The sequence below is a fragment of the Acinetobacter sp. CIP 64.7 genome, from assembly GCF_000369745.1.
GTDB lineage: Bacteria > Pseudomonadota > Gammaproteobacteria > Pseudomonadales > Moraxellaceae > Acinetobacter > Acinetobacter fasciculus.
Genome location: NZ_KB850183.1, coordinates 34,053 through 50,871, shown reverse-complemented (window position 1 = coordinate 50,871; position 16,819 = coordinate 34,053). Strand labels below are relative to the sequence as shown.

At 38.0% G+C, this 16,819-nt stretch carries 15 protein-coding genes; all 15 read left to right on the top strand.

Features of this window, described 5'->3' with window-relative positions; translation table 11 throughout:
- The first annotated feature begins 287 nt into the window (after nt 1-287).
- Genes F890_RS17000 through galE form a run of 15 tightly spaced genes read left to right on the top strand, consistent with a single transcriptional unit; the run spans nt 288 to nt 16,818 of the window.
- Entirely contained in the window at nt 288-1,574 is a 1,287-nt protein-coding gene (locus F890_RS17000) for an oligosaccharide flippase family protein (RefSeq protein WP_017397689.1), read from the top strand.
- Nucleotides 1,555-2,421 carry an ATP-grasp fold amidoligase family protein gene (locus F890_RS16995; RefSeq protein ID WP_005268166.1) on the top strand — a complete coding sequence of 289 codons (867 nt, stop codon included), beginning with the start codon at nt 1,555-1,557 and terminating at the stop codon, nt 2,419-2,421. Before F890_RS17000 ends, F890_RS16995 begins: the two co-directional genes overlap by 20 nt.
- The gene (locus F890_RS16990; protein WP_017397690.1) at nt 2,418-3,587 is read left to right on the top strand and encodes a nucleotide sugar dehydrogenase; all 1,170 of its coding nucleotides are present in this window, start codon (nt 2,418-2,420) and stop codon (nt 3,585-3,587) included. The genes F890_RS16995 and F890_RS16990 overlap by 4 nt, the downstream gene beginning before the upstream one ends.
- A gap of 2 nt (nt 3,588-3,589) precedes the next feature.
- Nucleotides 3,590-4,444: a glycosyltransferase gene (locus tag F890_RS16985; RefSeq protein WP_005268164.1), complete on the top strand. Its 855-nt coding sequence runs from the start codon at nt 3,590-3,592 to the stop codon at nt 4,442-4,444.
- Nucleotide 4,445: 1 nt separating this feature from the next.
- Nucleotides 4,446-5,339 (top strand): glycosyltransferase family protein, encoded by an 894-nt coding sequence (locus tag F890_RS16980; protein WP_005268163.1) that lies wholly within the window; start codon nt 4,446-4,448, stop codon nt 5,337-5,339.
- Entirely contained in the window at nt 5,326-6,423 is a 1,098-nt protein-coding gene (locus F890_RS16975; protein WP_005268162.1) for a hypothetical protein, read from the top strand. Before F890_RS16980 ends, F890_RS16975 begins: the two co-directional genes overlap by 14 nt.
- A 4-nt stretch (nt 6,424-6,427) precedes the next feature.
- Nucleotides 6,428-7,558 carry a glycosyltransferase family 4 protein gene (locus tag F890_RS16970; protein WP_005268161.1) on the top strand — a complete coding sequence of 377 codons (1,131 nt, stop codon included), beginning with the start codon at nt 6,428-6,430 and terminating at the stop codon, nt 7,556-7,558.
- Between the two features lie 3 nt (nt 7,559-7,561).
- Nucleotides 7,562-8,503: an NAD-dependent epimerase/dehydratase family protein gene (locus F890_RS16965; protein ID WP_005268160.1), complete on the top strand. Its 942-nt coding sequence runs from the start codon at nt 7,562-7,564 to the stop codon at nt 8,501-8,503.
- Nucleotides 8,504-8,517: 14 nt separating this feature from the next.
- On the top strand, nt 8,518-9,528 hold the full coding sequence (locus F890_RS16960; RefSeq protein ID WP_005268159.1) for an MraY family glycosyltransferase: 1,011 nt from the start codon (nt 8,518-8,520) through the stop codon (nt 9,526-9,528).
- Nucleotides 9,521-10,051, top strand: a complete 531-nt coding sequence (locus F890_RS16955; protein WP_005268158.1) for an acetyltransferase — start codon at nt 9,521-9,523, stop codon at nt 10,049-10,051. Before F890_RS16960 ends, F890_RS16955 begins: the two co-directional genes overlap by 8 nt.
- Before the next feature lie 42 nt (nt 10,052-10,093).
- Nucleotides 10,094-11,968, top strand: coding sequence for a nucleoside-diphosphate sugar epimerase/dehydratase (locus F890_RS16950; RefSeq protein ID WP_005268157.1), 1,875 nt, complete (start codon nt 10,094-10,096; stop codon nt 11,966-11,968).
- A 13-nt stretch (nt 11,969-11,981) separates the two neighbouring features.
- Nucleotides 11,982-12,857, top strand: a complete 876-nt coding sequence (gene galU, locus F890_RS16945; protein WP_005268156.1) for a UTP--glucose-1-phosphate uridylyltransferase GalU — start codon at nt 11,982-11,984, stop codon at nt 12,855-12,857.
- Between the two features lie 25 nt (nt 12,858-12,882).
- Nucleotides 12,883-14,139 (top strand): nucleotide sugar dehydrogenase, encoded by a 1,257-nt coding sequence (locus F890_RS16940; protein ID WP_005268155.1) that lies wholly within the window; start codon nt 12,883-12,885, stop codon nt 14,137-14,139.
- Complete coding sequence (gene pgi, locus F890_RS16935; protein WP_005268154.1) at nt 14,139-15,806, top strand: glucose-6-phosphate isomerase; 1,668 nt, start codon at nt 14,139-14,141, stop codon at nt 15,804-15,806. The genes F890_RS16940 and pgi overlap by 1 nt, the downstream gene beginning before the upstream one ends.
- A complete protein-coding gene (galE, locus tag F890_RS16930; protein WP_005268153.1) occupies nt 15,799-16,818 on the top strand; it encodes a UDP-glucose 4-epimerase GalE in 1,020 nt (339 codons plus the stop codon). The genes pgi and galE overlap by 8 nt, the downstream gene beginning before the upstream one ends.
- The last annotated feature ends 1 nt before the right edge of the window (nt 16,819 follow it).

The window sequence follows — 16,819 nt, the reverse complement described above, 5'->3', positions numbered from 1 at the left end:
GCTTGATTGGCTTGATTGGCTTGATTGGCTTGATTGGCTTGATTGGCTTGATTGGCTTGATTGGCTTGATTGGCTTTAATTTAAAGTTAGGTGTTTGGATTTTTAAAGATCAGGAAAGAATCCCATAGTGGCTTAGCTACCGTCAATTGAATGATTGATAAATTATTGTGGAGCTTTTTGGTTTTTTTACACATGTTACTTTAAAGATATAAGAGTAAATACGATGTATGTGTTAAATAAGTATAGCCATAATTCATATGGTCTAAACTTAAATATTAGAAAATTAGATGCCGGTTATAAATATGTTTTTTGAGAAAAAAATATTTTCTAATTCACTTTGGATGATGTTAGAAAAGTTTTTAGGCATATTTGGACTGATTTTTGTCAATTCGTATATGGCTAAATATATTGGACCTGAGAGCTTTGGTAAGTTAGCTTTTTCCACATCAATTTTTGTTTTTGTACAGACTTTATCCTGGTTTGGTGCTCAAAATATATTGTTTAAACATTTTAGTAAAAATGTTCAATCAGGTATTCGTTTAGCAATATCAACACAGGCAATGCGTTGTTATATATATATATTGACATCAGGTTGTGCTCTTATATATTTATGGTTTAGTAGTGATTGGTTAACCTTTGTATTCGGGGTGGGTAATTGTATCGCTAGTTACTTTATAATTAATGATATTTTTTCTATACATAATAATAGTCAGCTTATTTCAATTGTAAATGCTTTAACAAATATAACAGGTCTTATTTTAGCATTAATTTTACGGTTCTTTTTGGTTTATACTGAAGCTGAAGCTTATACAATGATTTTTCCTATTATTGTTTTGACAATGATTCCATATATATTAAGAAGATTATATTTTTTTAAAAATTATAAAGGAAAAAAAACTATAGGAAATAGTAATAAGTACAATAAATATATGTTTTTGACAGGGGGGAGTTTAGTCTTATCTACATTGTCTATTGTCTTATATACTCAAATTTCAAATATATTTTTAGCTAAATTTACCTCATTTTCTATTTTGGGTGTTTATAATGTTGCTCTAACTCTTGGTTCGGCTTGGGGCTTTATCAATATGGCACTAATTACAAGTTATTTCTCAAAAATCTATTCAGAAAAAAATAAGTCTGTAGAGTTGTATTATTTAAGACAAATACACTGGTTGGTGATAATTATTACGGTATTTGTAATGCTGTGTATATTTTTATTGGGATCATGGGTGGTTAATACTTTATATGGGGTTGAGTTTTTTGACTCTATAAAATTACTACCGTTTATTGTTTTAGCAACTATGTTTTCTGCTTTGGGAACAATTAGTTATCGGTATATGATAAAATTAAATGGGTATAAATATTTATCTATTAAAATGATAAGTGTTAGCATGTTAAGTGTTCCTTTGTCCTATGGATTTATTCAGTATTATGGAATATGGGGAGCAGTTATGTGTTTTGTTCTGATAGAGTTTTTATCTTTAACATTAGCAAATTATTTTTTTAGAAATCAGGTTATTTTGAAATTACATCTTAGTTTAATAGGTTTGAAAAATGTTAAAAAATCTGTATAGGTTAATAATTTCTAAATTACCGAAAAAGTATCGTTTAGCTCTGACTTATTTTAGGATTTTTGGAGTCTTTCCAAATATTGAGAACCCTCAAAATTTTAATGAGAAAGTTTTAAATCGTATTTTGTACGATAAAGATTCTCAATTCTCTTTACTGGCAGATAAATATGCTGTTCGCGCATATGTTCAAGAGAAAATAGGCGAGGACTATTTAATTCCATTAATTCTATGTACAGAAAATCCTGATGACTTATATGGTATGGATCAATGGGAGAAAATTGTAATTAAGCCAAATCATGGTGCTGGTATGGTGAAAATTATTGATGATGTACCTTCTAGCAGAGAAAAAGATTATATTATTGAGCAAGCACAAAGATGGTTGAAACTTGATTTTAGTCAAGTGTGTGATGAATGGCATTATAGTTTAATACAGCCTAAACTGGTGGTTGAGCAGAAGATCACTTCAGAAGGGGAAGCATTGCGGGACTACAAATTTCACCGTTTTACAACGGATAATGGTGATTTTAAGCAGTTACTACAAGTAGTCGCAGAGCGATCAGAAAAAGGTTATGAAACGGTTTTTTTTGATGTCAATAATTTAGATTCTATTTTACATAGTCCCTTTGGTTTTCAATTGACACTCAACGCGTATGAGCAAATGAGGATCCGAGAGATTGTTAAGCTGAATGAAGTCCTATGTAATGAATATGACTATGTTCGATTAGATTGGTATATTACGCAACAATCAATTTACTTTGGGGAAATTACCTTTACCCCTGGCGCAGGAAGAAGTAAAAGCTTCGCAGGTAGTTTTGGGGAAAAGATCGGACAATTATGGGTAATGCAATGAAAAATATTACAGTAGTAGGAACAGGTTATGTCGGTTTGTCTAATGCTGTGCTATTTGCACGTCAGCATAAAGTAACAAGTTTAGATATTGATGAAAAACGTGTCGCTTTAATTAATCAAAAAATATCACCTATTGCAGATGATTATATTGAGCGGGCATTTGAAGAAGATAATTTAAATCTGAAAGCTACACTTGATCAGGTTCAGGCGTATGAGCAAGCAGATTATATTATTATTGCTACACCTACCAACTATGATTCCGAAACTAATTATTTCGATACGACTTCTATAGAAAGTGTAATTGCGGAAATCCTTCCGCTAAATAGTTCTGCACCCATTATTATCAAATCGACTATACCTGTGGGCTATACAGCACAGGTTAAATCAAAATTTAAAACAGAACAGATCGTATTTGCACCAGAGTTTTTACGTGAGGGTAAAGCACTTTACGATAATTTATATCCATCACGAATTATTGTGGGTGAAAAGTCTGAACGTGCTGAAAAAATCGCCCAACTTTATTTGAATGCAACTGTTGAGCAAACAGCATCTACATTATGCATGGAATCTACTGAGGCTGAAGCGGTAAAACTATTTTCAAATACTTATCTAGCCATGCGTGTTGCGTATTTTAATGAATTAGATACCTATTGTGCTAGGCATGGGCTAAATGCTTTAGATATTGTGAAAGGCGTAGGTTTAGACCCACGTATAGGTCGTCATTATAATAATCCGTCATTTGGGTATGGTGGGTATTGTCTGCCAAAAGATACTAAACAATTACTGGCAAATTATAAAGATGTGCCACAAAATCTGATTCAGGCAATTATTCAGTCAAATCAGACTCGTAAAAAATTCATTGTTAAAGAAATTTTAAAGAAAAGACCGAATGTGGTAGGGATATATCGCTTAACCATGAAAGCAGGTTCTGACAATTTTCGTGATTCTGCAATTCAGGGCATAATTCATGAATTAGAAGAATATAATATTCAAATTTTAATTTATGAGCCTACATTAAAAACAACCCATTTCGGAAATTATCCTTTAGAAAATGACTTAAACCAGTTCCTTGAATGTGCTGATGTGATTTTAGCAAATCGTATGCATAGCGATTTGAAAGAGCAGCAAGAGAAAGTTTATACACGTGACTTATTTGGGGAAAACTGATAATGAGTTTGGAAAAGTCTAATTCCTTAGTGACAGTTTATATTCCAACTTATAATCGTGTGGAGTTATTAAAGCGTGCGGTAGAATCAGTACGTCATCAAACCTATCAAAACTTAGAAATTATTATAGTGGATGACTGCTCTAAAGATGGTACACATGCGTATCTAGAAGAAATAAAAAAACAAGATTCGCGTATTCGATATTTTATAAAGGATAAAAATAGTGGTGCATGTGTAAGTCGAAATATTGCCATTAATAAGGCAAATGGCAAATATATTACTGGATTAGATGATGATGATTATTTTGAAAAAAATAGGGTAGAGATTTTTTTAAATACTATTAAGAAAAATCCTCATTGCGCCCTTTTTTCAGCATCAAAAATAAAAATTGATAAAGATACTGTTATCCAGCCAACTACTTTAAATTTTTCTAAAATGTTAGGAGTAAAAAAAAGTAATAAGCTTTTAAAGCAAAACTTTATTGGTAATCAGATCTTTATAAAGACTGAATATTTGAGGAGGTCTGGGGGATTTGATGTAAATTTAAAAGCTTGGCAAGATTTAGAGTGTTGGTTTAATTTGATGAAAAAAGAAAAAGTTAAGTTCATCTATCTTAATATACCAACCCAAATAATAGATATAAGTCACCCTCATGAGAGAATAACAATAAGAGGTAAAGAGAACGTGATTGAGGCATATCATTATTTAGCTCAAAAACATAAATTAAGTAAATTTGAAAAATATATTCTTAAAGGGCAATTAATAAACTATATGCCAGATAATTTTGGGTTTTTAAAAAAAATCTCTCTTTTTTTATTAACTTTTCAGTTGTTTTACTTAAAAAAAATATGGAAATAATATGAAGGTAGGTATCCCTCTTTCGCAGTTTGCATACACTCCTGAGGCTTATGCATATGAGAAATTCTTAAATAAGCATGGTCATTCTGTTCAACTTGACTATGAACTAGATCCAAATAATGACCTTAATATTTACTTTATGGGTATGCGACCTTTTTGGAAAAAAAAGCAGGGTCGAGCTATAGAGATTCATGAATATCAAAGTTTATCTACACCTCCCCACGCTCGTTTTAAAAACTTTTCGAAAAAACTTGTTAACAAACAGCCTAGTGGGCGAATTTTTTTAAATAACTTTGTACATCATGATTTAAATTTTACTGATGATGTGCCATATATTTATAGAGATATGGGTGTGGATGAGGCTTTATTTCAACGTCCAAATGAAAATCCTTTATATGATATTGTTTACTGTGGCTCTATTGCTGGACGTAATGGTCTTATAGAAGTATTGAGAAGGCTTGCGGGAAATTATAAGGTTGTTGTTGTTGGTCAGGTTAGTGATTTAGAACGCTCTTTATTAAAGCATGAAAATATTACTATTTTAGGTCGGATAGAACGTAAAGATTTACCAGAAATATATAGGAACGCCAGATATGGTTTAAATTTTACTCCTAATATTTATCCATATAATATTCAGACAAGTACAAAAACTTTAGAGTATTTAGCATCTGGGCTCAGGGTTATTTCCAATCGTTATTTATGGTCTGAAGAGTTTTTTAGTGAAATTGACTATCAGCCTGTTTGGTTGGATGATTGTGATTTTCTAAAGACTATTGAAATGAATAGAACAGTGATCGCATACCCTACTTTGATACATAGATATGCATGGGAGAATATATTGTCTGATTCTAAGTTTGATGTTTTTTTGAGAGAAATTCGGAATGAGAATATTTGAAAGAATATCAAATAAAGCTTTATTTTCCTGTATTGTTTTCTTGGTTTTTTTAAAGTTTTGTTTTTATTTCTTAATAAAAAATAACTTTATATCTCTTGGTTTGGGTGGTGGAAATGACTCAGATTATTATGATGCTTATGCACTAGGTTATGATGATTTAGCAGTAAATTTTTGGCCTATCATTCTAAGGTTTTTAAATGATTCTGGTTTCTATTCTCGTGATGGAATTTCTTATTTATTTTTATTTTTAAACTTATTTATAATTCCCATTTTAGTGGCTAAGTTGTCTGGACTCAATTTTAAAAAAGATCAGAAATATTATTTATACAGCTTTTTACTGTGTCTTATCTATCCAACACTTTTTTTCTATACATTCGATATTTATCGTGATGTATTCATGGTTTTATCCTTTTTAGTAGGTTGTTGGGTTGTAAGAAAGTCTTTAAGCAGTTCGAGTTTTTTTGTTTTTTCATTTTTTTATATACTAGCAATTTTAATAGGGTTGTTTTTGTTGGCTTTGCGCCCTTATTTAGGTTACGCATTTTTACTGGCTTTAGTTTTATGGAAAATTAATCTGACAAAAAAACGTATTTTTTTCTTTGCTATTTTGTATTTTTTTGCATTGTTTGTAGCAAACTATCTTGGTTTGTTTGAACGTATTACGGATTACCGTGAAATATTTGAAGAAGATATGCAAGGCGGGAGTAACTTAGGGTTGGATTTCTCTAATCCTGTGTTGTTCATTCCTAACTTTGTTTTAAGTACTTTAGGTCAACTTTTTGGATTATATTTAGTTAATCCTTTTGCTGTTTTATTGTTTGTAATTGAAACAATACCTGCTTTATTTATGATGACCTATATATTAAAAAATGTTAATTATGCAGATAGTTTTATTCGTTTTTTAATCATATTTTTTGTTTTATATGCTAGTGTATGGTTAATTGGAAATGATAATCTCGGTACGGCTGTTCGTTTGAGGCTATATAATTATTTAGTTGTTTATATATGTTTTTTCTATATTTTAAGACTTAAGTGGTTGTCTATAGATTTGAATCATAACTTAGTGCCTACCAAGCGAGGTTGAAATAATGAAAAAATTTGTAATGGTTGGCACTACAGCTGCATGTTTTTATGGTTTTAGATCAGAACTTATAAAGAGTCTGAGCTCAAAAGATATTACTGTTTATGCATTTACTACGGACAATGATGCATTAGAGCTAGATAAAATTAGTAAGTTAGGCGCGATTCCTATCTCTTACCAGCTTAATCGAGGTGGTTTAAACCCTTTAGCAGATATGCTCGCAACTTATAAATTGGCACAACAAATCAAACAATTAAAGCCAGACTTAGTTTTTTCATATTTTTCTAAACCTGTCATATTTGGTACGCTCGCTGCAAAAATTGCCAAAGTTCCAAAAATTATAGGTATGCTTGAAGGATTAGGCTATACATTTACAGATCAACCGAACGGTTTAAGCTCAAAAACTAAACTCATTAAAGCTATTCAAGTTTTTTTATATAAACTTGCGCTACCAAAGTTAGATCAGTTAATTCTACTCAATCATGACGATAAAACTGACCTGCTTATAAATAATGATATAGAAGTCAAAGAAACATATATTTTAGGTGGTATCGGTCTAGATTTAAATCAGTATAAATATTCACCTGTGACAAAAGATTTACCAATACAATTTTTGTTCATTGGCCGACTTCTAAAAGAAAAAGGAATACATGATTTTATTGCTGCTGCCCAGATTGTAAAAGAGAAATTTCCTCAAACAACATTCACTGTACTAGGTGGAATTGATGAAGCAAATTTAGGTGCTTTAACACAAGGTGAATTGACTCAATATATTGACCAAAACGTAATTGATTATCTTGGTCATGTTGAGAATATTGCTGAGTGGATTAAACAGTCTCATGTGTTTGTACTGCCATCATATCGCGAAGGCGTCCCTAGAAGTACACAAGAAGCGATGGCAATAGGGCGTCCAGTCATAACAACAGATGTCCCTGGTTGCCGAGATACGGTCATAGATGGTGTAAATGGTTTTTTAGTGCCCAAATGGAATCCACAAGCTTTGGCAGAAAAAATGATTTATTTCATTGAGCACCCAGAGCAGGTTCATATGATGGGTGATCAAAGTCATAAAATTGCAATTGAAAAATTCGATGCAAAAAAAGTGAACCAGCGCTTATTAGAAATATTGGGAATTTAAAATATGAAGGTCTTGCTTACAGGCAGTAACGGTTTCTTAGGTCAATATTTGTCGCAATTTTTGGCTGAAAAAGGTTATTCAACTTTAGCGCATACTCGTACAGCCCAAACATTTGCTCACCCTAAGATAAGTAATACCAACTTTGATTTAAATGATAACTTGGACAGTGTCGACCTTTCCCAAGTTGATATTATTATTCACTGTGCTGGTCGTGCACATGTCATGAATGAAACAGCTGAGTCACCACTCGAAGCATATCGTCAAACCAATGTACAAGGCACATTAAATCTTGCGAAAAAGGCTGTTAAGGTTGGGGTAAAGCGTTTTATTTACTTAAGCAGTATTAAAGTCAATGGTGAACAAACCGCGGCTCAGCCTTTTAAACCAAGCGATACCGTGAATACTGATGATCCCTATGGCTTATCTAAATATGAAGCAGAACAGGCACTACTTGAATTGTCTAAAAAAACCGGACTCGAAGTTGTTATTATTCGCCCAGTATTGATTTATGGACCCAATGTAAAAGCCAACTTTAAAAGTATGATGAACTTGGCAAGTAAAAAACTCCCTTTACCCATTGGTTGCTTAGATAATAAACGTAGTATGGTGAGTATCTATAACTTGGCTGACCTAATTCATACTAGTATGACGCATCCAAATGCCAACCGTGAAGTATTTCTAGCCAGTGATCAAGATGATATTTCAGTTAAACAACTATTTGAAAAATTGGCAAAATATCAAAATAACCAATTGCTAATGCTACCTATACCTAAAAGCTTGATCAGTTTTTTTGCAAGTTTGGTGGGAAAAAAAGCAGTTGCCTCACGTCTATGTTCAGAATTGGTAGTAGATACCACTAAAAATACGCAACTTTTAGGTTGGACAGCACCGTATAGTGTCGATGCAAGCCTAGAAAAAATGTTTAACCCGCCACATAAAAGCTGAGCCTAGTCGCAAATATGTCCATGCTATCCCTCTTTATTTTCTTTTTACTTGCGTTTGCAATGACGTATTTCATGAGAGCTTACGCCCTCAAGAAAAATATAATAGACAATCCCAATGAGCGAAGCTCCCACAGTGTACCCACGCCACGTGGCGGCGGTGTAGCGGTAGTCTGTAGTTATTTATTGGCTTTGGCTGTATTGATCTATAGCCAACAACTGACACTCCATATAGGCTTAACCCTTATGGCAGCAGGTTTTGTCATCGCACTGCTTGGTTTCTTAGATGATCACGGGCATATCAACTCCATGTTGCGTCTAGCCATCCATTTTTTAGTGGCTATAGGTGCGGTGATCAGTTTAGGTGGTTTTGCCGAAGTCACTATATTTAATGGTCTGCAACTCGGCTTTGTAGCCAATATCATTGCCGTGTTATTTCTGGTGTGGTTACTCAATCTGTATAATTTTATGGATGGCATTAATGGTATTGCCAGTGTTGAAGCCATCACGACTACGGTCAGTATGGCAATTTTGTACTATGTGCTAAATACATCACTGAATTCAGACATACTATGGCTATTGGCAGCTTGTGTATTTGGTTTCCTATTATGGAATTTTCCCAAAGCCAAAATTTTTATGGGCGATGCCTGTAGTGGGTTTTTAGGGCTAACATTGGGGATTTTGGCATTAATTGCCCTCAAAGAAAACTTAGCATTGTTTTGTGCATGGATTATTTGTCTAGGTGTGTTTGTCGTTGATGCAACCTATACCCTGATTAAACGCGTGTTGAATGGTCATAAAATGTATGATGCACATCGAAGCCATAGCTATCAGATTTTATCGCGTAAATGGGGCAGCCATACGCCAGTGACTTTGACTGTAGCCGCAATTAATCTATTCTGGTTATTCCCCATCGCGTATATGGCTGTAATGCAACAATGGGTATATCCTGAGCTTGCAGTATTAACTGCTTATCTACCTTTAATACTTATCGCTATTAAATTAAGAGCAGGAAAGCCTGATGCCTGAAAAAAAATTGCTTATTTTAGGAGCAGGCGGTTTTGGCCAAACAATTGCTGAAGTTGCTAAACTTTTAGGTAATTGGGAGAGTATTTCTTTTGTTGATGATCGATGGCCTGAGCAGCAATGGGCAGGTTGTTATCCTATTGTTTCAAATATTCAAAACTTATCCTTAATCAAGCAACAAGATTTTGAGGCCATCATTGCCGTTGGAAATAACCAAATACGACAAAAGTGGCAACAATTACTGCTTGATTTATCTATACCAATTACGACTATTATACATCCACAAACCGTCATTGCTCCTAGTGCGAAAATAGGGCAGGGGGTAAGTATTATGGCTGGGTGTGTTATTGGAACAAATACCATTATCCAAGATGGTGCTATTTTAAATATGGGTACATTATTGGACCATGATGTGGTGGTTGAACAATTTGTACATTTAAGTATTGGGGTGAAAGTTGCAAGTAATAATATTATCCCTACATTTTCTTTCTTGGAAGTGGGAAGTATCATAGAACATAAGTCTTAATAACAACTTCTTTAAATTAAGATATGACGTGCTGAAAAATATATGAAATCTCTTGTAATTCCTCTGGTTGAATCTCCACGTTCAGCAAAACTCGCATTTTTAGTCATTTTAGACTTTTGTATTTTCCCTGTTCTAATCTGGCTGTGTTATGCCATCCGCCAGTTTGACCTCGGCGCAGAAGTTGTACCCAATATTCCTTTTGGTACGGTTTGGGTCAGTGCTATTGCTGTATTGGCTCTATTTCTCTGCGGTGTATATCGCTTTATTGTTCGTACCTTCAATGAATTCTTTATTGTTAAACTGGGTTTGGCAACGATCTTATCCGTGATTGGCCTGTATTTATTGGCTTATAGCACCCATGCCTTTATTCCGACATCCATCCCGTTGATGTTTGGCTTTATGATGTTTGCCTGGGTCTGGTTTAGCCGAGGTTTTATCCGTTTTATCGTGCGTTCTTATTTACAGGCCGGAGTGCCTAAAAAACGGATCGCGATTTACGGCGCTGGGAATGCAGGGCAGCAGGTGGCAGCCACCTTAAATCGCTCCAATGAGCATGTGCCGATTATATTTATTGATGATAATCCGTCTTTAAATGGCCAAAATATTGGTGGGATTCAAGTTTATTTACCAGATATTGCTTTGAAATATTTCCCTAAATTAAAGATTAGTGAAATTTTGATTGCACTGCCCTCAGTCGGGCGGATACGTAAAAGTGAAATCGTTAAATTTTTAGAACCGGCGCATCTTAAAATTACCGAGATTCCCGGCCTGACTAAACTGGTCGATGGTGAAATTCGAATTTCCGATATTCAGGAAGTGGATATTATTGACCTGCTGGGCCGCGATCCGGTACCTCCGGTTGCAGAACTTTTAGCCAAAAATATTCAAGATAAAGTGGTAATGGTCACAGGCGCAGGTGGCTCAATTGGCTCTGAGCTTTGTCGCCAGATTATTAAAAACCAGCCGGCCAAAATTATCATTTATGAACTGACAGAATTTGCTTTATATAGTATTGATAAAGAATTACGTCTTACAGCATCATGTGACATTATTCCAATCCTGGGCTCAGTACTGGATGAACGCAAGCTGGAGCGGGTGATTGAACAATATGAGATCCAAACTGTTTATCATGCAGCGGCTTATAAACATGTACCTCTGGTGGAGTGTAACCCATTAGCAGGCCTGAAAAATAACGCGGTGGGAACGGCATTTAGTGTCAATGCTGCGGTGAAAAAAGGTGTCGAAACCTTTGTGCTGATTTCAACCGATAAAGCGGTACGTCCAACCAACGTGATGGGTGCGACCAAACGCATGGCAGAGCTTTATTGTCAGGCCATGGCAGAAGCGCAAGATCAGACCCAGATCAGTATTGTGCGTTTTGGTAATGTGCTCGGTTCTTCGGGTTCGGTGGTGCCGCTGTTTAAACAGCAGATTGCCAAGGGTGGGCCAATCACGGTGACCGATCCCGAAGTGACCCGTTTCTTTATGACCATTCCGGAAGCCTCGCAGCTGGTGATTCAGGCTGGTGCCCTCGGTACGGGCGGAGATGTGTTCTTGCTGGATATGGGCGAACCGGTACGGATTCAGGATCTGGCACGACAAATGATTTCACTCAGTGGACTCAAAGTCCGTGAAGAAAAAAATCCAAATGGTGATATTGAAATTCAATATACCGGCTTACGTCCGGGTGAAAAGCTGTATGAAGAACTGCTGATTGATGAAGAAAATACAGAAATCACTTCGCATAAGTGTATTCTGAGATCAGTCGAGAAGCATTATCCATTGGCAGAAATTCTGGAGGTCTTTAACCAGATCCACGAGCTTTCAGCGACCCAGTCTGATATTGAATGGGCATTGGCGCAGCTGGAATACTATGTCGATGGTTATGTCCGTGGTAATGACATTCAAGTGAACTAGGTTATTTATAGATATGATTAAGAAAGCAATTCTTCCAGTGGCCGGCCTCGGTACACGTTTTTTACCGGCCAGCAAATCGATTCCCAAAGAAATGGTCACGGTGGTCGATCGTCCGGCGATTGAATATGTGGTCCGTGAAGCGGTAGCCGCCGGGATTGAACAAATTATTTTGGTGACACATTCTTCAAAAGCATCGATTGAAAATTACTTCGATCGTAATTTTGAACTTGAAACCACACTTGAGCAAAAAAACAAAACCGATTTACTTAAAGAAATTACTGAAATTCTGCCTAGCGGTGTAAGTATTATTAGTATACGTCAACCGCAGCCTTTGGGCTTGGGCCATGCGGTACTGTGTGCCAAAGCCGTGATTGGCGATGAAGATTTTGCGGTATTATTACCAGATGTGCTGGTCAAGGATCAGGATCCGGAAAATGATTTGTCTCGCATGATTCAACGCTATGATGTATCTCAAGCAGCACAAATCATGGTCGAAGCGGTACCTGAACATCTGGTGGACCAGTATGGGATTGTCGATGTGGCCGCATCTCCGGCCGAAGGCGAAAGCATTGTCATGCAAGGGATTGTTGAAAAACCGGCAGTCGGCACTGCACCATCGAATCTGTCTGTGGTTGGACGTTATGTCCTGCCGGCAAAAATCATGCAGCTTCTGGAACAGACACCACGCGGGGCAGGCAATGAAATTCAGCTCACCGATGCGATTGCCATGTTACAGCAGACTGAAGCAGTGGAAGCTTATCGTATGAAAGGTCAAACTTTTGACTGTGGCAACAAGCTCGGCTATCTTAAAGCTGTATTACATTATGGGGTTGATCATCCCAAGCTTGGTCGCGAGTTTAAAGCGTTGATCCAAGAACTCGCTTTATAATAAAAAATAATAACAAAGGAATACTATGAAAGTCGCAGTACTGGGGAAAACCTTATTTTCCGGGGTCATTTCGGCCCTTTTGTCTGAATGTGGTCATCAGGTGGTGTGGTGTAACAGCTTCAGTGCAGATGAGCCAGCCCGGACTTATTTTCAGGATGAATCCTTGCAGTCATTGCTGCAAAAACAGGAAAAATCCGGTTTTTTAAACTGTTGTGATTTTCAGCATCTGGATTTTAATCAGGATGTTTTTTTCTTTAGTTTTAACGCCACCGAAGAGCAGCAGGCATTTCAGATGCTGGATACCATTCGGCATGCCTGTTTTGCTCATCCCAAGCTGATGATTAATGCTTCGACCTTTGGCTTGCATGGTACCCAACGTTTTCAGCAACTGCTGCCGAATGATGACTGGATTTATCTGCCCGATATTATTCAGGAAGGTAATGCCCTGCGTAGTTTTGTTCAGGCCACGCAGCTGATCGTGGGCTGTGATCATGCAGATGCACAGGCTAAAACCAGAGAGCTGTTACGCCCCTTGTTTCCGCGTGCGCAGCAGTATCTGTTTATGCCGGTACTGGATGCCGAATTTACCAAACTCAGTATTTCCGGCATGCTGGCCACCCGGATCAGTTATATGAATGATCTGGCCAGTGTGGCAGAAAAACTTGGGATTGATATTGAACAGGTGCGTCAGGGCATGGCTGCGGATAACCGGATTGGTTCCGCCTATTTGTTTCCAGGAGTCGGTTTTGGTGGAGAGAACTTCTCGCATGATATCCGCACCTTAACGCATGCGGTAGCAGATTCGGGGGTGAAAAACCAGTTACTGGAACAGGTCTGGGAGATTAACGAACAACAAAAAGAATTACTGTTCCGCAAACTATGGAATTATTTCCGTGGCGATTTACAGGGAAAAGTGGTGGCGATTTGGGGCGCAGCCTTTAAAGAAAATACCCCGAGCATCCAGCAATCTCCAGTGCATGCCATGCTCACTGCATTATGGGCGCAAGGGGTGACGGTCAAACTGCATGATCCGCAAGCATTGGCCAATATTAAAAAAGTCTATGGGATACGGCAGGATCTAATCCTGTGTGAAGATCAATATCAGGCCGTCGAAGGTGCGGATGCCTTATGTTTGATGACTGCCTGGAAGCAGTATGGTAGTCCAGATTATCCACACCTCATTAAACTGATGCAGCATCCCCTGATTTTGGATGGGCGTAATCTGTATGATCCGGCCTATATCAAGGCGCGTGGTTTTAATTATATTGGGGTGGGACGTTAATGTTAAGTCAGCTTAAACCAGATCTAAATACTGAAACTGTGTGTCAAAAACTCGCCTCGAGCAAAGAACAACTTGATGCGGTGCATCTACGAGAACTGTTTGCCGCAGACCCCCAGCGTTTTAACAAATATTCAATTCAGTTTGAACAGCTGGTCTTCGATTATAGTAAACACAGAATTGATAACACGGTGATGGAGGACCTGATTGAATGGGCAGATGCACAAAACCTAAGATCCTGGATTGGGTCTTTATTTTCAAATCAGGATATTAATTATACCGAGCAACGTGCTGCCATGCATTGGGCATTACGCTTGCCAGCACAGGATCAGCAGCATGCGGATCTGGCCGCTGATGTGCATGCTCAACTTGAGCGCATGTATGCCTTGGTCGAGCAAATCCATGCCGGGCAGCGTCGTGGCGCCACCGGTGAAGTGATTCAGGATGTGGTCAATATTGGGGTCGGTGGTTCAGATCTTGGCCCTCTAATGGTCACCCATGCTTTATCTGATTTTAAATATCAGTCTGCCCAGCCACTCAACGTACATTTTGTTTCGACCATGGATGGCAGTCAGCTGTCCGAGTTGTTGCATCAGCTGCGTCCGGAAACCACGCTGTTTATCATTTCGTCCAAATCATTTGGCACGATTGATACCCTGACCAATGCCCAGACCGTACGTTTGTGGCTGGAAAAAGCATTGGGTCAGCATCCTTATATTCTCAAGCATCATTTTATCGGGGTATCGACCAAACCGGAGAAAATGACCACTTGGGGGATTGCTCCAGAAAATCAGCTGTTGTTGTGGGATTGGGTCGGAGGACGTTATTCGCTTTGGTCCTGTATCGGATTGCCAATTGCCTTGAGTATCGGAATTGAAGGTTTTAAGCAGCTGCTAGCAGGTGCTTATGCCGTAGATCAGCATTTTCAGTATCAGCCTTTTGAACAGAATATTCCAGTCTTGATGGGACTATTGGGGGCCTGGAATAACAATTTCCTGGATATTCAGACCCATGCCATCCTGCCTTATGATGGGCGGCTAAAATATTTTGCTTCCTACTTGCAGCAGCTGGAAATGGAATCCAACGGTAAGTCGATTCAACGTGATGGTGAAAAAGTTCAGCTGGATACCTGTCCGATTATTTGGGGCGAAGTGGGACCGAATGCGCAACATGCCTTTTATCAGCTCCTCCATCAAGGTACGCAGTCAGTGAGTTGTGACTTTATTGCGCCGGTCAAGCGCTATAACAGTCAGCAATATACCTATGCAGACAGTGCCGAAGCGCTGGTGGAACAGCATCATTTAGCCCTGTCTAACTGCTTGGCGCAATCACGTTTATTGGCCTTTGGTAATGAGGCTTTGGACCAAAAAGAATTAGAGAGTTTGCCAGTCTATAAACAGTATGAAGGCAACCAACCGAGCAGTACGCTGTTGATGCAAGAGCTGAATCCTTATAGTCTGGGTATGCTGATTGCTCTATATGAACATAAAGTTTTTGTGCAATCGGTGCTGTGGAATATCAACCCATTTGACCAGTGGGGCGTGGAAAAAGGCAAGGAAATTGCCAACCAGTTGCTGCCTATTTTGAATGGTGAACAGTCTGAGCTAGGTGGTCTGGATGTTTCAACTCAAGGTTTAATTAACATTTTATTAGGGAAGCAGCATGGCTAAAATTCTGGTAACGGGCGGGGCAGGCTATATTGGTTCGCATACTTGTGTTGAGTTATTAAATGCCGGCCATGAGGTGGTGGTTTTAGATAATCTGTGCAATAGCGCTGCTGAGTCTTTAAATCGGGTGCAACAGTTGACCCAAAAAAGCCTGACATTTATACAAGGTGATATCCGTGATGCTCAATTATTAGATCAGGTATTTCAGCAACACTCGATTGAGGCCGTGATTCATTTTGCCGGTCTGAAAGCGGTCGGAGAAAGCCAGCAAATACCATTAGCTTATTTTGACAATAATATTGCCGGTTCAATCAGCCTGGTTCAGGCCATGCAACGCGCACAGGTTTTTAAACTGGTGTTTAGTTCCTCAGCAACGGTCTATGGCGAAAATAATCCTTCACCTTTAAATGAAGAGATGCCTACCGGAATGCCGACCAATAACTATGGTTATACCAAGCTGATTGTTGAGCAGCTCTTAGAAAAGTTATCTGTGGCGGATGAACGTTGGTCGATTGCCTTATTACGTTATTTTAATCCGGTCGGCGCGCATAAAAGTGGCCAGATTGGGGAAGATCCACAAGGTATTCCCAATAACCTGATGCCTTTCGTGACTCAAGTGGCAGTCGGTCGTCGTGAAAAGCTATCTATTTTCGGTCATGATTATGACACGGTGGATGGGACTGGTGTGCGCGATTATATACACGTAGTTGACTTAGCCAATGCACACTTATGTGCCCTCAATAATCGTTTAACTGCGCAAGGTTGCCGTGCCTGGAATATTGGTACAGGTAATGGAATTTCAGTGCTGCAAGTTAAAGATACTTTTGAGCAAGTGAATGGTGTTGCGATTGCATTTGAATTAGCCCCTCGTCGTGAAGGTGATGTGGCCACTTGTTTTGCAGACAATGCACGGGCAGTCCAAGAGTTGGGCTGGCAACCTCAGTATGGTTTAGAGGATATGCTCGCTGACAGCTGGAACTGGCAGAAGCAGAATCCAAATGGCTATGGAAAATAAA